The organism is Pseudomonas mandelii, assembly GCF_006438925.1.
GTDB classification, from domain to species: Bacteria; Pseudomonadota; Gammaproteobacteria; order Pseudomonadales; family Pseudomonadaceae; genus Aquipseudomonas; species Aquipseudomonas mandelii_C.
Map to the genome: position 1 here is coordinate 352,520 of NZ_RCZA01000007.1, position 15,210 is coordinate 367,729.

Sequence of the window (15,210 nt, forward strand, 5' to 3'; positions counted from 1 at the left end):
GCAGTTCTACGTTATCGAATGACCTGGATGACGCAGTTTAGCCATGAACATCGCTTTAGGCTGAACACTCATTCAACAGAGGGACACCCTTATGCGCGCTGAAGACCTGCTTCCCGACCATCTCGACCAAGGCCAATTCAATGGCATCGCTGTGCGCAAAGGCACGGTCGGGGCTTTTTTGATCAATGCACGCAGGCTGGCCGATCCGGGTGGCAGCGAAGAACAGCGGCGGCTGGCCGAGCACGACATCGTCGAGGCTTTGCCGGCGTTACGGGCGCTGGGTTTGTTCGAGATTCTGCAAGTGCGCGACGAACACCTGCGCGGATTGTGCGAAGGGCACTGACAGCCGCACTCGCGATGGAGGGTCAGGCTGTGCAAGGATGTCACCCTGCCTGACCGCGAACTTGCGCGTACGCTGATCGAACCCTCGCAGGTCGATCACTGTCCCTTGGATACGCGACGTTTTTTGCCAAGGATTGATATGACCAACCTCAACACCCAAACCGCATTTGTTCCCGGACGCCTGGAGCAGATGTCCACGCGCATCGCCTTTTTCATTGCCGGCTTCGGCATCGCCGCGTGGGCGCCGCTGGTGCCCTACGCCAAGGCTCGGGCCGGGCTGGATGAAGGGACGCTCGGTTTGCTGCTGTTGTGCCTGGGGGTGGGGTCGATTCTGGCGATGCCGATGGCGGGGCTTCTGGCCACGCGTTTTGGCTGTCGCCGGGTGGTGAGCGCCGGGGTGTTGCTGATCTGTGCGGCCCTGCCGCTGTTGGCAACGGTGTCGTCGATTCCGGCGTTGATTGCTGCGTTGTTCATGTTCGGCGCGGGGTTGGGCACGGTGGATTCGACGGTGAACCTGCAAGCGGTGATCGTCGAACGGGCCAGCGGCAAGACCATGATGTCGGGTTTCCATGGGTTGTTCAGCCTCGGCGGGATTGTCGGTGCGGCGGGTGTCAGCGCCCTGCTCGGCTTCGGGGTTTCACCGCTGGGGGCAACGCTGGTGGTGATCGTGATGCTGCTGATCGCCCTGGCCAAGGCCGCGCCACACCTCTTGCCTTACGGCAGCGAAAGTTCGGGGCCGGCGTTTGCCGTTCCCCATGGCATCGTGCTGTTCATCGGCGGAATGTGTTTCATCGTGTTCCTCGCCGAAGGCGCGGCGCTCGACTGGAGCGCGGTGTTCCTGGCGCAGGAACGCGGGATCGACACCGCTTACGCGGGGCTGGGTTACGCGGCGTTTGCGTTGACCATGACCGTCGGCCGTTTGACCGGCGATTCGATCGTGCGTCGTCTCGGCGCTACCCGGGTGATTGTGTTCGGTGGGTTAACGGCCGCAGCGGGCCTGTTTGTGGCGACCTTCGCCCCGAGTTGGGAAGCGGCGCTGATGGGTTATGCATTGTTGGGGGTGGGTTGTTCGAACATTGTGCCGGTGTTGTACACCGCGGTGGGCAAACAGACGGTGATGCCCGAAAGCGTCGCCGTGCCGGCCATTACCACGCTGGGTTATGCGGGCATTCTTGCGGGGCCTGCGTTGATCGGGTTTATCGCCCATGGCAGCAGTTTGAGTTTTGCCTTCGGGCTGATGGCGGTGTTGCTGGTGGCGGTGGCTATCGGCGGGAAGGTGTTGAAAGTCTGAAAGCTTCGTCGGATCGCCGCCCGGAGCTGGCTCGCTCCCACAAGGGATCTTCAGTGAACACAAAATGTGTGAACGACATGGATCAAATGTGAGAGCGAGCCTACTCCCAGGAGGTTAGGGTTTCTTCAGCTGGATCTATCGCAAAGTTCTTGCGGCATCACTGGCTGACCACAATCTTCCCGATCATCTGCAGGTGCAGCGCACAAAAATACTCAAACTCCCCCGGCGTGTTGAATACCCAGGAAAAGCTGTCATTGGTATCCAGCGCCCCAGAGCGAAACACCTTGTGGGTTTCCGCCACCGTATGCGGAATCTGGTCGTCGTTCACCCACGTCACTTTGGTGCCCACGGCCACGTTCAAATCCTTGGGCCCGAACATGAACTCCTTGATATCGATTTTCACCTCCTGAGCCCACACCGGCATCGACAGCATCAGGCAGACAACAGCCAACAGTCGCGTTTTCATCCCAGTTCCTCCGCTAAACCAGTGTCGAATCGATCAGCGCCAGCGGATGCTCGCCCTGCGTCGCTCGCACATCGGTGAGCCCTAAATAATTGCGCAGTTGATCAGCCGCCACCGTCATCGGTCCCGGTGCCGGCGCCGTACCCGGTGCAGGTTGTGGATAAGCCGTGCCGCGGGCGGTGTGGAAGGTGATATTGCCTTCCACCTTCTGGATGACCTGATGGATATGCCCGTTCAATACCGTCACCGAACCGTACTTGCGCAGCATGGCAATCGCCTGATCGCCATCCTCGGTGCCCCAACCCCACGGCTGATAAATCGTCCACAACGGAATATGGGTAAACACAACGATTGGCGTGCTGCTCGTCACGGCGCGCAAGTCATCGGCCAGCCAGGCCAGTTGATCGGCGCCAAGCGTCGCTTCATGGCCAGCCTGGAAGTTGAAGACATTCACCAGCCCGATGAAATGCACGCCGTGGTCATCGAAGCTGTACCAGCCATTGCCTTTGGTGCCCTTGCCGTAACGCTCCAGATAGAGTTTTCCGCCGCCCTCGTCGAGGGTGTCGTGCTCGCCCGGCACGTAATGCACGTTGGACGGAAGGCCCTTGAGCAGTTGCGCGGCCGTATCGAATTCTTCCGGCTTCGACAGGTGGGTGATATCGCCGGTATGCAGGATCAACGATGGCCGTTTCGGCAATGCGATGACCTTGTCGATGGCCACCTGCAAGGTCTTCAACGGTTCCGGGTTGGCCTCTTTATTGAAACCGATGTGCGAGTCGCTGATCTGCACAAAGTGGAAGGTGCTGGCCAGCGCTTTTGGGTCGGAGACGTTGCCGGAATCGTCCAGCGCAAAGGCCCGTGGAATGCCGCCGCTCAAGGCCCAGATCACGCCGGCTCCGGCCCACGCGGAGCACTTGAGCAGTGTCCGGCGGTCGGGGTTCAGCGGACCGTCGGTGCGTCGTTCGTATTTCGTATGTATGTCCATCGGTGTGCCCTCGTTAGCGGACTACAGTGATGTAGCTGACACGAGATACAACCTTGCGGGACGAGTCTTTATTCCACGTCGGAAAATTATTTTTTCCTCGGGAATAAAACACAGCGAATGACAGTTATAGGGGTGGGACGTTACGGGAATCACTATGAAGCGATTTGAGGAATTGTTTGCGCCCCACTTGGACGCCGCCTACAACCTCGCGCGCTGGCTCACCGGTAACGACAGCGCCGCGCGCGACGTCGTGCAGGAAAGCGCCCTGCGGGCCTTCAGATTCTTGCACCGTTTCGCCGACGGCAATGCCAAGGCCTGGTTTCTGACCATCGTGCGTAACGAAAGCTACACCTGGCTCAAGGCCTCGGCCGGCCACCACTGGGTGGCCATCGGCGATGAACTGCCCGAAGACGATGCCGCGTTGAGTCACGGCCAAACCCCGGAGTTGCTGGCCATTCACACGGAAAACGCGGCGCTTGTCCAACAGGCCCTGTGCGCCCTGCCGCCAGTATTTCGCGAGGTGATTATTCTCAAGGAGCTCGAAGACATGCCCTACAAGGACATCGCCCTGGTGGCCGACATCCCCATCGGCACCGTCATGTCGAGACTGGCCCGGGCTCGCGCCATGCTCAAACTCGAACTACTGAAGTTACATGATCATGAATGAACTCGACTGCACGGCTTGCCAGACGCTGGTTCATGGCTATCTGGACAAAGAACTGGATACGGTGATGGCTGCCCGGGTCGCCGGGCATTTGGCCGAATGCGCCGAATGCACGCGGTTGCATGATCAGGCGCGGCTATTAAAGGTCAGCGTGAAGCGACATGCGCCGTATTACTCGGCACCGGCGTCGTTGACCGCCAACCTATTCGCCCCTGTTGCACCTCAACCCCGGGCCGTGGAACGTTGGCGGAAGTGGTTCGCGCCTGTTTTTTCAGCGACAGCCCTGGCCTTGGCTGTGATGCTGTATGTCGTCACGCCGGGCGGTGAACAGCCGTTGATGGATGAGGCGGTCTCCAGCCATGTCCGCTCGTTGATGGGTGAACATTTGAACGATGTGGTTTCGTCCGACCGCCATACCGTGAAACCTTGGTTCACCGGCAAGCTCGACTTCTCGCCGCCCGTATTCGATTACTCGGCGCAAGGTTTTCCGTTGTTGGGTGGGCGGCTGGATTACCTGCAACATCAGACCACGGCGGCCCTGAGCTATGGGCGCGCCAAGCACATTATCAATGTGTTCATCCTGCCCACGCAGGAGGCGGACAAGCCGCGACAGAGTCAGACGGTCCGCGGCTTTAACGTCGTGTTCTGGCAAGAAAACCACATGCGATTTGTGCTGGTTTCCGATTTGGAAAAAAGTGAGCTGGAGGCGCTCAGCCAGTTGCTCAAGAACGGCACCTGAAGGCAAGGTTGCGTTGCAACATAGAATGTCCTCGTCCCTTCGAGTCCCGACACCGCCCACCAATGCCAACATCGCCGCCAGCGTTCAGTTGCAAACCATTGAACCCTCGCTGCAACAGGCGTTTGTTGAGCCAGGCGCCAAGGCCAGAGCCCAAGGTCAGGATCACCCCGTTGTAGCCGAACCCTTGCGTACTCAAACCCAGGCGTTGAAACACGAAAGGACCGAGGCTGTAGTACCTGAACAAGGCAATGTTGAATAGCGCCACCAACAGCGTCGAGCGCCAGACATCGCGGTCCTTGAGCATTTGCCACAACGTCTCGAACAGAGCAGGTGCTGTCACATTCTGTGGTCGGGTTTCCGGCAAGTCCCGCAGGCATCACAGCCCGCCAACCGCATAAGACCTAGGGGAGTGTGAACCAGCTGCAAATCGACCCTCCCCCGTTGTGCATTACTGCCTATAGTTCTAATTTAATTTTTAGACTGTGAATAACCTCTGCTCTATTTTCCAAAAACTCAGTCAACCCTTTTGAACGAAGACTACAAGCATCACAGTCACCACATCCACTCCCCATTATCCCGTTGTAGCAAGTCAATGTATGGTGCCGAATCAAATCCAGCTGCTTATGGTAATCAGCCAAAGCCCAGGCCTCAGCTTTATTGAGCCGCATAAGCGGCGTCTCGATTCGTACCTTATAGTCCATACCCAAGTGAATGGCGCTGTTCAACACCTTAACAAACTCATCACCACAATCCGGATAACCAGAGCTCTCTGTTTCACAAACACCTGTAATGACAGCTTCAGCGTCTACCTGATAGGCATAAATAGAAGCCAACGTTAAAAACAGAATATTCCTGCCCGGCACGAACGTATCAGGCACGCCATCCCCCGTACTCCTTGCAATTGGAATGTGGTCGCGCGTCAAACTGCTAATGGCCAGTTCGCTCAACAATGAAGTGTCTAATACTTTGTGCACCTTCACGCCGAGTTGTTTTGAAAGCTGTTGCGCCACTTCGATTTCCGCACGATGGCGCTGGCCATAATCAAAGGTAATGCAGTGGATTTCCTCGTACATCGGCAATGCATGGATCAAGCAGGTGGTTGAGTCTTGTCCGCCGCTGAAAACGATAACGGCCTTTCTGGTCATGGTTCGTTCTTCCTTGGGGTGTCTCGGCAGGGTGCCGGGGCCGTTGACCCTACCGGGAAGCTCAAACTCTGGGTGTGGGAGGATTCCGAAATGACCGTATCCGATTTCCGTTTGTGTCATTTCTTTGTTGATACCCGAGCCTCAACAACCAGCCCTCCTCCGCTAGCACCTGACGACCGGCAACAGAAATCAACTGCCACTAAATATTACCTACGTCATATTACACGCGTAATAAAGACCCGTTTCCCACAGGTAATCTCCATGACCAGCATGCCCAGCCTTGAACACGACCTTGCTGTCCCGGTGAGCACACCCAAGCCTCCCCTGTTCAAACGGTTGATCTTGCTGACGGCGGTCATCGCTGCCCTGGTGTTCGCCGGGCTGTACGCGACTCACTGGTGGACCGCGGGCCGTTTCATCGAAGAAACCGACGACGCCTACATCGGCGGCGATGTAACGGTGATCGGGCCGAAGGTGGCGGGTTACATCGAAGAGGTGCTGGTCACCGACAACCAGAAGGTCAAGGCCGGTGATGTGTTGATTCGTCTCGATTCCCGCGACTACCGCGCCAACCTGGCCAAGGCCGAAGGTGCGGTGGCCGCCGAAGAGGCGCTGCTCGCTAATCTCGATGCCACCGAACAATTGCAACACGCAGTGATCGGCCAGGCCCGCGCGGGGATTGATGCCGCCGGTGCCGAAACCGCCCGTTCACGGGATGACGATGTTCGCTACAAAAAACTGGTCGGCAGCAACGCCGTCTCGGTGGAAAGCGCCCAACGCGCCAACGCCACCTTCAAGACCGCCCAAGCCCTCAGCGCCCGGGCCCAGGCTGAATTGCTCGCCGCACAACGTCAGTTGAATGTGATCGAAACCCAGAAGCAGCAAGCCCGCGCCGCATTGATGCAGGCTCGTGCCGAACGTGATCTGGCGCAATTGAACGTGGGTTACACCGAACTGAAGGCCCCGGTGGACGGCGTGATCGGCAATCGCCGGGCGCGGGTCGGCGCTTATGCCCAGGCCGGCTCGCAACAGCTGTCGGTGGTACCGGCCAGCGGGCTGTGGGTCGATGCCAATTTCAAGGAAGATCAGCTATCGCGAATGACACCGGGGCAACGGGTGATCATTCATGCCGACGTGCTCTCGGGGCAGGAATTCCACGGTCATCTGGACAGCCTCGCGCCGGCCAGTGGTTCGCAGTTCAGCGTGCTGCCGCCGGAAAACGCCACCGGCAACTTCACTAAAATCGTTCAGCGGGTGCCGGTGCGCATCGTGCTTGATCCGGCCGATGGCGTGCTCGGCCATCTGCGTCCGGGCCTGTCGGTCACCGCTGAAGTGGACACTCGCAAGGAACCTGCAACCCCGGCCGTGGCCAGCGCGCCATGAGCCGCGCCCTCGCCGCCCCCGCGCAGCCGTTCAATGCCGCCGACATGGCGACGGCGACCAAGGTGTTCGCGTTCGCCACCATGTGCATCGGCATGTTCATCGCGCTGCTGGATATCCAGATCGTCTCGGCCTCGCTGCGTGACATCGGCGGCGGGCTCTCGGCGGGCACCGACGAAACGGCGTGGGTACAAACCAGTTACCTGATTGCCGAAATCATCGTGATCCCGCTGTCCGGCTGGCTCTCCCGAGTGTTCTCGACACGCTGGCTGTTCTGCGCTTCGGCGGTGGGTTTCACCCTGGCCAGCCTGCTCTGCGGCGCAGCCTGGAACATTCAGAGCATGATCGCCTTCCGCGCCCTGCAAGGGTTTCTCGGTGGTTCGATGATCCCGCTGGTGTTCACCACCGCGTTCTTTTTCTTCACTGGCAAGCAACGGGTGATCGCTGCTGCAACCATCGGCGCGGTGGCCTCGTTGGCACCGACCCTGGGGCCGGTGATCGGTGGCTGGATTACCGACATTTCATCCTGGCACTGGCTGTTCTACATCAACCTGGTGCCGGGAATTTTCGTCGCGGTGGCGGTGCCGATGCTGGTGAAAATCGATCAGCCGGAGTTGTCGCTGCTCAAAGGTGCCGACTACGTGAGCATGGTGTTCATGGCGCTGTTTCTCGGTTGCCTGGAATACACCCTCGAGGAAGGCCCGCGCTGGAACTGGTTCAGCGACAGCACGATTCTGACCACGGCTTGGATCAGCGGACTGGCCGGCCTGGCGTTCATCGGTCGAACCTTGCACGTCGCCAACCCGATCGTCGATTTGCGCGCCTTGAAAGACCGTAACTTCGCCCTTGGCTGCTTCTTTTCGTTCGTTACCGGGATCGGCCTGTTCGCCACCATTTACCTGACGCCGCTGTTTCTCGGCCGGGTGCGTGGCTATGGCGCACTGGACATTGGTCTGGCGGTTTTCTCCACCGGGGTGTTCCAGATCATGGCGATTCCGCTGTACGCCTTTCTGGCCAACCGCATCGATCTGCGCTGGATCATGATGTTCGGCCTGGGGTTGTTCGCGTTGTCGATGTGGGATTTCAGCCCGATCACCCATGACTGGGGGGCTAAGGAATTGATGCTGCCGCAAGCGCTGCGCGGGATTGCCCAGCAACTGGCGGTGCCGCCCGCGGTCACCCTGACCCTCGGCGGACTGGCGCCAGCACGGCTTAAACACGCGTCGGGATTGTTCAATTTGATGCGAAACCTTGGGGGTGCCATCGGCATTGCCGCGTGCGCGACCATTCTGAATGACCGCACCAACCTGCACTTCACCCGGTTGGCGGAAAACCTCAACAGCACCAACGAAGCACTGAATCAGTGGCTGTCCCAGGTCGGCAACAACTTCGCCGCCCTCGGCCAAAGCGGTGACGTGGGTGTCACCGCCAGCCTGCATCAGCTATGGCTGCTGACCTACCGCGAAGCGCAGACACAAACCTATGGCGATACGTTCCTGATGATCATGGTCTGCTTCATCATCGCCACGGCGATGGTGCCCTTGATGCGCAAGGTGCAACCACCGGCCGCGCCGTCAGCAGACGCTCACTGATCAGGCTTGAGGCATTTTGCGGAAACCAACCGCCAGGCGGTTCCAGGCGTTGATCGTGGTAATGGCCACGGTCAGATCGACCATTTCCTTGGGGGTGAACTGCGCAGTGGCCAGTTCGTAGTCTTCGTCCGGGGCATGGGTCTGGCTCAGCAGCGTCAGGGATTCGGTCCAGGCCAGCGCAGCACGTTCACGTGGGGTAAAAAACGGCGTTTCACGCCAGGCCGACAGTGTGTACAGGCGGCGCTCGTCTTCACCGCCCTTGCGGGCATCGGCGCTGTGCATATCCAGGCAGAAGGCGCAGCCGTTGATTTGCGAGGTACGCAGCTTGACCAGTTCGATCAAGGTCTTTTCCAGCGGCAACTTCGAAACCGCGGTTTCCAGCGCGATCATGGCTTTGAGTGCATCGGGGGAAGCGGTGTAGAAATCGATACGCGGTTGCATGGTGAGCTCCAGTCACAAGGGATGTGGAGCTACGTTAATCCCGCATTGACCGGCAGAAAATAGCCAATTATTGGGAAGTTGAGGATGCCAATGGGACGCCTGCTGACGGCGCACTCGATTGCACCCGTTCCCATGATCTCCGAGCCCCTACGCTCGATTGCGCAGCCACTGCAAAAAACCCTTCTTCTGCACAACCCTAGGCGCTTCCTGAGTCAACGTCTGAGCCTTGTTCAAGCGGAAATCCAGCAACGCCTTCATCGCTTCGCTGATGTCATGCCGCGCATCCAGACACGGTTTGAGGTATTCCTTCTCGATCCGGTACAAGCTGCAGAACGTCTTGGCGCTGAAGTCCGCCGGTAGCGCCGTATCGGACAAAATACCGCCCTCGCCGATCACCTCACCCGGCCCCATGCGCCCGGACTCGAACTTGACCCCGCCACGGCTCAGCTCCACCGACACGACACCGGATTCGATGATGAACAAATGATCGCTGACCTCCCCCCCCGGCAGGATCATTTCACCGGCGCGGAAGTTTTGCAGGGTCATGTTCTGGCTGAAGGTTTCTTTCTCTTCCTGACGCAGGGTCGAGAAAATATTCGACGCATCCAGCAATGCCCGTGGCCGCGACAGGTTGGCAGGTGCATTGGGTTCGACGTTCGACAACAGGCTGACGCCGCTGGCCTGCAAGTGCCGGAACGCCAGGTCGAACAGCAGATTACGGACCATGCGCTTCTGGTCCATGGAGACCACGAAACCACTGATTTCGTATTCCACGCCGGTGGCGCTGGAGCCTTTCAACGCGACACACGGCGCCGGTTTGTTCAACAGATAGCGGCACCCTTGCATCGCCCGTTCCAGCGCGTCGATCACCGTTTGCGGACGAGCGTGCGGGCTCAGTTGCAGGCTGATGGATACGCCGAAAATGTCACTGGGCCGGCTGAAGTTGATGATCTTGGCCTTGGCCGCCAGGGAGTTGGGGATCACCGCCATGCTGCCTTGGGACGTTTGCAGGCGCGTCGCGCGCCAGTCGATGTCAATGACCCGGCCTTCGGTGCCGTCGATGGAGATCCAGTCATCCAGTTGATAGGGTTTGGTGGTGTTGAGGACGATCCCGGAGAACACGTCGCTGAGAGTACTTTGCAAGGCCAGGCCGACGATGATCGCCAATGCGCCAGAGGTCGCCAGCACGCCTTTGACCGGCAGATCGAGGACATACGCCAGAGCCGCGATGATCGCGATCAGGAAAATCACCGCGCCGAGCAAATCCTGCAACAAGCGCCCGGTGTGCCCGACCCGTTGCATCATCACCGCGCCGATCAGCACCGTCAGGGTTCGTGCGCCGAACAGCCACCAGCCGATCTGCAAACCGGTGGCCGCCAGATGCAGCGGGATATTGTCGGCCCAAGGCGCCGGCTCCATGGGATTCATGCCCTCGTTGAACAGCAGCACGCTGAACAGCGAGTAAATCACCAGTCGTATGGCCAGTTTCCACTGGCTGCCATTGGCACTGAGCAGGCGCCACAGCCCCAGATCGATAAGGATCAAAGCCATCGCGCAGAACAACGGGTGATCGGTGAGCAGTGACAGCATCAAGCAACTCCAGCAAGGACCAGTGGCGCAAACTTCGCACGGATTGTAGGAGCTGGCGAAGCCTGCGATCTTTTGGCGATCTATAAAGATCAAAAGATCGCAGCCTTCGGCAGCTCCTACAAGGGGCGATGTGCGTCGGGGTTACTTGCTGCTGGTCAGCGCGTTGTAGCTGGTAAACAGGTTGCGGTAATCCGGGATGTGGTTGGAGAACAAGGTGCCCAAGCCTTCCACGTCGTTGCGCCAGTCGCGATGCAGTTCACAGGCCAGGCCGAACCAGGTCATCAATTGCGCGCCGGAGGCCGACATGCGGTCCCAGGCCGATTGACGGGTCAGTTCATTGAAGGTGCCGGAGGCGTCTGTCACCACGAACACCTCGAAGCCTTCAGCCAGTGCCGACAGCGCCGGGAACGCCACGCACACTTCGGTCACCACGCCGGCGATGATCAGTTGTTTCTTGCCGGTGGCCTTGATCGCCTTGACGAAGTCTTCGTTGTCCCAGGCATTGATCTGGCCAGGACGGGCGATGTACGGCGCGTCGGGGAACAGCGCCTTGAGCTCGGGCACCAGCGGGCCGTTGGGGCCGGTTTCGAAACTGGTGGTGAGAATGGTCGGCAACTTGAAGTACTTGGCCAGGTCAGCCAGGGCCAGCACGTTGTTCTTGAAACGGTCCGGCTCGATGTCGCGCACCAGAGAAAGCAGACCCGCCTGGTGATCGACCAACAGAACGGCGGCGTTATCCTTGTCGAGACGTTTGTAAGAGGTAGTCATGGGAGTAATCCTCGCTTTTTATCGATGCCGAACGGGCCGGCGTTAGAGAAACCTGATAGTTCGTTAAAACGCGACCAAGCAAGGGTAGTCGCCCTCGTCCGTCACGCCACAGCGTTACAACAATGAGCTCAACCGCTCATCCGACCGAACCGGCCTGACTGGAAGTCAGCAAAGGCCTGGTGGATTTCCTGCTCGCTGTTCATCACGAACGGACCGTGACCGACGATCGGCTCGTCGATCGGCTCGCCACTGAGCAGCAATACGACGGCATCGTTATTGGCTTCCAGGCTGAGCTGCTGGCCATTGCGTTCGAACAACGCCAACTGCCCTTCGCGCACCAGTTCCACACCGTTGACCTGAACCGTGCCACGCAACACTACAAGTGCCGTGTTACGACCTTCGTGCAGGTCCAGGGTCAGCAACTTGCCACCGTTGAGGCGCAGGTCCCAGACGTCAATCGGGGTAAACGTACGCGCCGGGCCGGTGTGGCCGTCGAACTCACCGGCGATCAAGCGCAGGCTGCCGGCCTGGTCCTTGAGCGCGATGCTCGGGATGTCGCCATCGAGAATCGTCTGGTAACCGGCGTCGGCCATCTTGTCCTTGGCCGGCAGGTTGACCCACAGCTGAACCATTTCCAGGGTGCCGCCGGTTTTGGCGAAACCTTCGGAGTGGAACTCTTCGTGGAGGATCCCCGAGGCTGCGGTCATCCATTGCACGTCGCCCGGCCCGATCTTGCCGCCGCTGCCGGTGGAATCGCGGTGTTCCAGCTCGCCCTTGTAGACGATGGTCACCGTCTCGAAACCGCGGTGTGGATGCTGGCCAACGCCACGACGCTCGGTGGTCGGGGTGAATTCAGCGGGACCGGCGTGATCGAGCAGCAAAAACGGGCTGATGTGTTTGCCCAGGTTGTCGTAGGAAAACAGCGTGCGAACCGGAAAACCGTCGCCGACCCAATGGGTCCGTGGGCTGGTGTAGATACCGATGATGTTTTTCATTCCGCCTCCGAATCTGGTGTGTGACGCGATGGACAAAGCTTAAAACTGAACCCTTTGATGCACTAGACTGCAAAAATCAGCCTTAGCGTTCTATATGGAGAACGATGGTGGAAGACCTCAACACCCTCTACTACTTCACCCAAGTGGTGGAACACCACGGTTTCGCCCCGGCCGGTCGGGCGCTGGACATGCCCAAGTCGAAGCTGAGCCGGCGCATTGCCGAGCTCGAAGAGCGCCTCGGCGTACGCCTGCTACATCGCACCAGCCGGCATTGTTCACTGACGGAAATCGGTCAGGCCTATTACCAGCGTTGCCTGGCGATGCGCGTGGAAGCGGAAAGCGCTGCCGAACTGATCGAACGCAACCGCTCCGAACCCCAGGGCCTGGTGCGCATCAGTTGCCCGACCGCGCTGCTCAACTCCTGGGTCGGGCCGATGTTGACCCGCTACATGCTCAAGTACCCGCTGGTGGAATTGTTCATCGAGAGCACCAACCGCCGAGTCGACTTGATCCACGAGGGTTTCGACATCGCCCTGCGGGTGCGCTTTCCGCCGCTGGAAAACACCGACATGGTGATGAAGGTGCTCGGCAACAGCACCCAATGCCTGGTGGGCAGTCCGGCCTTCGTGCCGCGCCTGTCATCACCGGCCTCCCCGGCTGACCTCAGCGGGTTGCCGAGCCTGCACTGGGGTGCGGCGCAGCGTGAATATCAGTGGGAATTGTTTGGGGCGGACGGCGCCAGCGCGGTGATCCGACATGCGCCACGAATGGTCACCGATGACCTGTTGGCGCTACGGCATGCCGTGGTGGCCGGGATCGGCATCGCTCACCTGCCCAGCGTGGTGGTGCGCGATGACATTACCGCAGGACGCCTGGTGGAACTGGTACCGGGCTGGGCCCCCAAGTGCGGGATCGTGCATGCCATCTTCCCGTCACGCCGTGGGCTGCTGCCGTCGGTGCGCGCATTGATCGACTTTCTGGGAGAGGAATTCAGCCACAGCGATATTGCCTAGAAGCCCGTACACACTCCATGTAGCAGCTGGCGAAGCCTGCGTTCGGCTGCGCAGCAGTCGTGAATCCTGAGCACTAGGTTTTCCTGACACACCCCGTTGTCTGGTTTCACGACTGCTTCGCAGCCGAACGCAGGCTTCGCCAGCTGCTACAGGTTGCGTAACGACAGAGGGCTGGCGGAGTTTTTATTTCGGACATAATATCGATCGAGATTACAAACATAATATTCACTCCCAACCGAGGACATTCCCATGCAAAGCCCGACCCGCGAAGCCACGCTCGCCCAATGGATCGCCCAGGAACAGGCCATGCGCGCCCGTCTCGCCGGCCCCGGCAGTTTGTCCATGGCCGAGGTCAGCGCCCTGTCACCCGCCGAGTTTTTCGAAGGCATCGGCAACGGTGAACTGCCCTCGCCACCCATCGGCACGCTGATGGACTTCATACCGATCGAATGGTCCGCCGGAATGTTCATCTTTCAGGGCACGCCGGATTCACGGCATTACAACCCGTTGGGCAGCGTGCATGGCGGCTATGCCGCGACGTTGCTGGATTCGTGCATGGGCTGTGCGATTCATACGCAGCTGAAGAAGGGTCAGGGTTATACGACGCTGGATTTGCGAATCAGCTATGTTCGTGCGCTGAACGGTGCCAGCGGACCGGTGCGGGCCGAGGGCAAGATTGTTCATCTGGGGCGCTCGACGGCGTTGGCCGAGGGGCGGATTTATGACGTGGATGGGCGGTTGTATGCGACGGGGTCGACCACCTGCATGATTCTTGAGAATCGGGGATAGAGCTTAAGATCAAAAAATCGCAGCCTCGTTTCACTCGACAGCTCCTACAAGGGTTTGCGTACTCTGTAGGAGCTGTCGAGTGAAACGAGGCTGCGATCTTTCGACTCATGACTTGCGGTAAACATTGCTTTGCCCCACCAGCGGTTTTTCCCATGGGTGCGGACGCGGATACTCGTGCCCATTCCCACTGCAACCCTGGAGTCATTGATGTCTATTCCCGCATTCGGCCTTGGTACTTTTCGCTTGCAAGGCCAGGTGGTCATCGATTCGGTGAGCACCGGCCTGGAACTGGGCTATCGAGTCATCGATACCGCGCAAATCTACGAGAACGAAGCCGAGGTCGGCGAGGCCATTGCCGCCAGCGGCATCGCCCGTGACGAGTTGTTCATCACCAGCAAGATCTGGGTTGCCAACTTCGCCAGGGATCGCCTGATCGACAGCCTCAAGGAAAGCCTGCAAAAGCTGCAAACCGATTACCTGGACCTGACCCTCATCCATTGGCCGTCCCCGGAAGATCAGGTGCCGGTCGAGGAATTCATGGGCGCCCTGCTCGAAGCCAAACAACTGGGCCTGACCCGGCAGATCGGTGTGTCCAACTTCACCGTCGACCTGATGAAACAGGCGATCGCCGCGGTCGGTGCCGAACACATCGCGACCAACCAGATCGAATTGCATCCCTACCTGCAAAACCGCAAGGTCGTCGAATTCGCGCAAAGCCAGGGCATCCAGATCACCTCGTACATGACCCTCGCTTACGGCGAAGTGCTGAAAGACCCGGTGATCCAGCAGATCGCCGATCGCCTGCAGGCGACGCCGGCACAAGTCACCCTGGCCTGGGCCATGCAATTGGGTTACGCAGTGATCCCCTCGTCGACCAAACGCGCCAACCTGCAAAGTAACCTGCACGCTCGCACACTGACCTTGAGCGACGCCGACATGGCGCTGATCGCGGGCCTGGATCGTGACCATCGACTGACCAGCCCCAAAGGCATCGCGCCCCAGTGGGATTAAGC

General features: G+C 59.4%; 17 protein-coding genes. 9 read left to right on the forward strand and 8 right to left on the reverse strand.

Going from position 1 to position 15,210, the window contains the following annotated elements:
• The first annotated feature begins 91 nt into the window (after window positions 1–91).
• Entirely contained in the window at window positions 92–343 is a 252-nt protein-coding gene (locus tag EAH74_RS18620) for a hypothetical protein (RefSeq protein ID WP_140680257.1), read from the forward strand.
• 138 nt (window positions 344–481) lie between these two features.
• Window positions 482–1,633, forward strand: a complete 1,152-nt coding sequence (locus tag EAH74_RS18625; protein WP_140680258.1) for an MFS transporter — start codon at window positions 482–484, stop codon at window positions 1,631–1,633.
• Between the two features lie 157 nt (window positions 1,634–1,790).
• On the opposite strand, the gene EAH74_RS18630 is transcribed toward EAH74_RS18625, so the two are convergent.
• Window positions 1,791–2,099: a plastocyanin/azurin family copper-binding protein gene (locus tag EAH74_RS18630; RefSeq protein ID WP_140680259.1), complete on the reverse strand. Its 309-nt coding sequence runs from the start codon at window positions 2,097–2,099 to the stop codon at window positions 1,791–1,793.
• 13 nt (window positions 2,100–2,112) lie between these two features.
• Window positions 2,113–3,081 (reverse strand): metallophosphoesterase family protein, encoded by a 969-nt coding sequence (locus EAH74_RS18635; protein WP_140680260.1) that lies wholly within the window; start codon window positions 3,079–3,081, stop codon window positions 2,113–2,115.
• Between the two features lie 154 nt (window positions 3,082–3,235).
• On the opposite strand from EAH74_RS18635, the gene EAH74_RS18640 reads away from it, so the two are divergent.
• Together EAH74_RS18640 and EAH74_RS18645 are read left to right on the forward strand one after the other, a co-directional pair.
• Complete coding sequence (locus tag EAH74_RS18640) at window positions 3,236–3,748, forward strand: sigma-70 family RNA polymerase sigma factor (protein ID WP_140680261.1); 513 nt, start codon at window positions 3,236–3,238, stop codon at window positions 3,746–3,748.
• Window positions 3,741–4,484, forward strand: coding sequence for an anti-sigma factor family protein (locus tag EAH74_RS18645; RefSeq protein ID WP_140680263.1), 744 nt, complete (start codon window positions 3,741–3,743; stop codon window positions 4,482–4,484). The genes EAH74_RS18640 and EAH74_RS18645 overlap by 8 nt, the downstream gene beginning before the upstream one ends.
• Here the strand turns inward: EAH74_RS18645 and EAH74_RS18650 are convergent.
• Together EAH74_RS18650 and queC are read right to left on the reverse strand one after the other, a co-directional pair.
• Window positions 4,468–4,824 carry a hypothetical protein gene (locus EAH74_RS18650; RefSeq protein ID WP_345789597.1) on the reverse strand — a complete coding sequence of 119 codons (357 nt, stop codon included), beginning with the start codon at window positions 4,822–4,824 and terminating at the stop codon, window positions 4,468–4,470. The genes EAH74_RS18645 and EAH74_RS18650 overlap by 17 nt on opposite strands.
• Before the next feature lie 115 nt (window positions 4,825–4,939).
• Entirely contained in the window at window positions 4,940–5,629 is a 690-nt protein-coding gene (queC, locus tag EAH74_RS18655; RefSeq protein ID WP_140680264.1) for a 7-cyano-7-deazaguanine synthase QueC, read from the reverse strand.
• 261 nt (window positions 5,630–5,890) lie between these two features.
• Between queC and EAH74_RS18660 the strand changes: the two genes are divergently transcribed.
• Together EAH74_RS18660 and EAH74_RS18665 are read left to right on the forward strand one after the other, a co-directional pair.
• The gene (locus EAH74_RS18660; protein WP_140680265.1) at window positions 5,891–7,012 is read left to right on the forward strand and encodes an HlyD family secretion protein; all 1,122 of its coding nucleotides are present in this window, start codon (window positions 5,891–5,893) and stop codon (window positions 7,010–7,012) included.
• Entirely contained in the window at window positions 7,009–8,601 is a 1,593-nt protein-coding gene (locus tag EAH74_RS18665; protein WP_140680266.1) for a DHA2 family efflux MFS transporter permease subunit, read from the forward strand. Before EAH74_RS18660 ends, EAH74_RS18665 begins: the two co-directional genes overlap by 4 nt.
• Here EAH74_RS18665 and EAH74_RS18670 read toward each other — a convergent pair whose 3' ends face one another.
• The 4 genes from EAH74_RS18670 to EAH74_RS18685 all read right to left on the reverse strand — a co-directional run bounded on the left by EAH74_RS18670 (window position 8,602) and on the right by EAH74_RS18685 (window position 12,395).
• Complete coding sequence (locus tag EAH74_RS18670; protein ID WP_123368384.1) at window positions 8,602–9,042, reverse strand: carboxymuconolactone decarboxylase family protein; 441 nt, start codon at window positions 9,040–9,042, stop codon at window positions 8,602–8,604. It lies immediately after the preceding gene.
• 147 nt (window positions 9,043–9,189) lie between these two features.
• On the reverse strand, window positions 9,190–10,632 hold the full coding sequence (locus EAH74_RS18675) for a mechanosensitive ion channel family protein (protein WP_140680267.1): 1,443 nt from the start codon (window positions 10,630–10,632) through the stop codon (window positions 9,190–9,192).
• A 141-nt stretch (window positions 10,633–10,773) separates the two neighbouring features.
• Window positions 10,774–11,400: an isochorismate family cysteine hydrolase YcaC gene (gene ycaC / locus EAH74_RS18680; protein WP_140680268.1), complete on the reverse strand. Its 627-nt coding sequence runs from the start codon at window positions 11,398–11,400 to the stop codon at window positions 10,774–10,776.
• Between the two features lie 128 nt (window positions 11,401–11,528).
• On the reverse strand, window positions 11,529–12,395 hold the full coding sequence (locus EAH74_RS18685; protein ID WP_140680270.1) for a pirin family protein: 867 nt from the start codon (window positions 12,393–12,395) through the stop codon (window positions 11,529–11,531).
• Window positions 12,396–12,499: 104 nt separating this feature from the next.
• Here EAH74_RS18685 and EAH74_RS18690 point away from each other — a divergent pair, with 104 nt between their 5' ends.
• The 3 genes from EAH74_RS18690 to dkgB all read left to right on the forward strand — a co-directional run bounded on the left by EAH74_RS18690 (window position 12,500) and on the right by dkgB (window position 15,208).
• Window positions 12,500–13,408 (forward strand): LysR substrate-binding domain-containing protein, encoded by a 909-nt coding sequence (locus EAH74_RS18690; protein ID WP_140680271.1) that lies wholly within the window; start codon window positions 12,500–12,502, stop codon window positions 13,406–13,408.
• A 249-nt stretch (window positions 13,409–13,657) separates the two neighbouring features.
• The gene (locus EAH74_RS18695) at window positions 13,658–14,197 is read left to right on the forward strand and encodes a PaaI family thioesterase (RefSeq protein ID WP_140680272.1); all 540 of its coding nucleotides are present in this window, start codon (window positions 13,658–13,660) and stop codon (window positions 14,195–14,197) included.
• Window positions 14,198–14,404: 207 nt separating this feature from the next.
• Window positions 14,405–15,208, forward strand: coding sequence for a 2,5-didehydrogluconate reductase DkgB (dkgB, locus tag EAH74_RS18700; RefSeq protein WP_140680273.1), 804 nt, complete (start codon window positions 14,405–14,407; stop codon window positions 15,206–15,208).
• Window positions 15,209–15,210 lie beyond the last annotated feature (2 nt).

Bases quoted from the DNA above. Each gene is read 5' to 3' on its own strand.
- EAH74_RS18620 (WP_140680257.1), top strand. From the start codon at position 92: ATGCGCGCTGAAGACCTGCTTCCCGACCATCTCGACCAAGGCCAATTC.
- EAH74_RS18625 (WP_140680258.1), top strand. From the start codon at position 482: ATGACCAACCTCAACACCCAAACCGCATTTGTTCCCGGACGCCTGGAG.
- EAH74_RS18630 (WP_140680259.1), bottom strand. From the start codon at position 2,099: ATGAAAACGCGACTGTTGGCTGTTGTCTGCCTGATGCTGTCGATGCCG.
- EAH74_RS18635 (WP_140680260.1), bottom strand. From the start codon at position 3,081: ATGGACATACATACGAAATACGAACGACGCACCGACGGTCCGCTGAAC.
- EAH74_RS18640 (WP_140680261.1), top strand. From the start codon at position 3,236: ATGAAGCGATTTGAGGAATTGTTTGCGCCCCACTTGGACGCCGCCTAC.
- EAH74_RS18645 (WP_140680263.1), top strand. From the start codon at position 3,741: ATGAATGAACTCGACTGCACGGCTTGCCAGACGCTGGTTCATGGCTAT.
- queC (WP_140680264.1), bottom strand. From the start codon at position 5,629: ATGACCAGAAAGGCCGTTATCGTTTTCAGCGGCGGACAAGACTCAACC.
- EAH74_RS18660 (WP_140680265.1), top strand. From the start codon at position 5,891: ATGACCAGCATGCCCAGCCTTGAACACGACCTTGCTGTCCCGGTGAGC.
- EAH74_RS18665 (WP_140680266.1), top strand. From the start codon at position 7,009: ATGAGCCGCGCCCTCGCCGCCCCCGCGCAGCCGTTCAATGCCGCCGAC.
- EAH74_RS18670 (WP_123368384.1), bottom strand. From the start codon at position 9,042: ATGCAACCGCGTATCGATTTCTACACCGCTTCCCCCGATGCACTCAAA.
- EAH74_RS18675 (WP_140680267.1), bottom strand. From the start codon at position 10,632: ATGCTGTCACTGCTCACCGATCACCCGTTGTTCTGCGCGATGGCTTTG.
- ycaC (WP_140680268.1), bottom strand. From the start codon at position 11,400: ATGACTACCTCTTACAAACGTCTCGACAAGGATAACGCCGCCGTTCTG.
- EAH74_RS18685 (WP_140680270.1), bottom strand. From the start codon at position 12,395: ATGAAAAACATCATCGGTATCTACACCAGCCCACGGACCCATTGGGTC.
- EAH74_RS18690 (WP_140680271.1), top strand. From the start codon at position 12,500: ATGGTGGAAGACCTCAACACCCTCTACTACTTCACCCAAGTGGTGGAA.
- EAH74_RS18695 (WP_140680272.1), top strand. From the start codon at position 13,658: ATGCAAAGCCCGACCCGCGAAGCCACGCTCGCCCAATGGATCGCCCAG.
- dkgB (WP_140680273.1), top strand. From the start codon at position 14,405: ATGTCTATTCCCGCATTCGGCCTTGGTACTTTTCGCTTGCAAGGCCAG.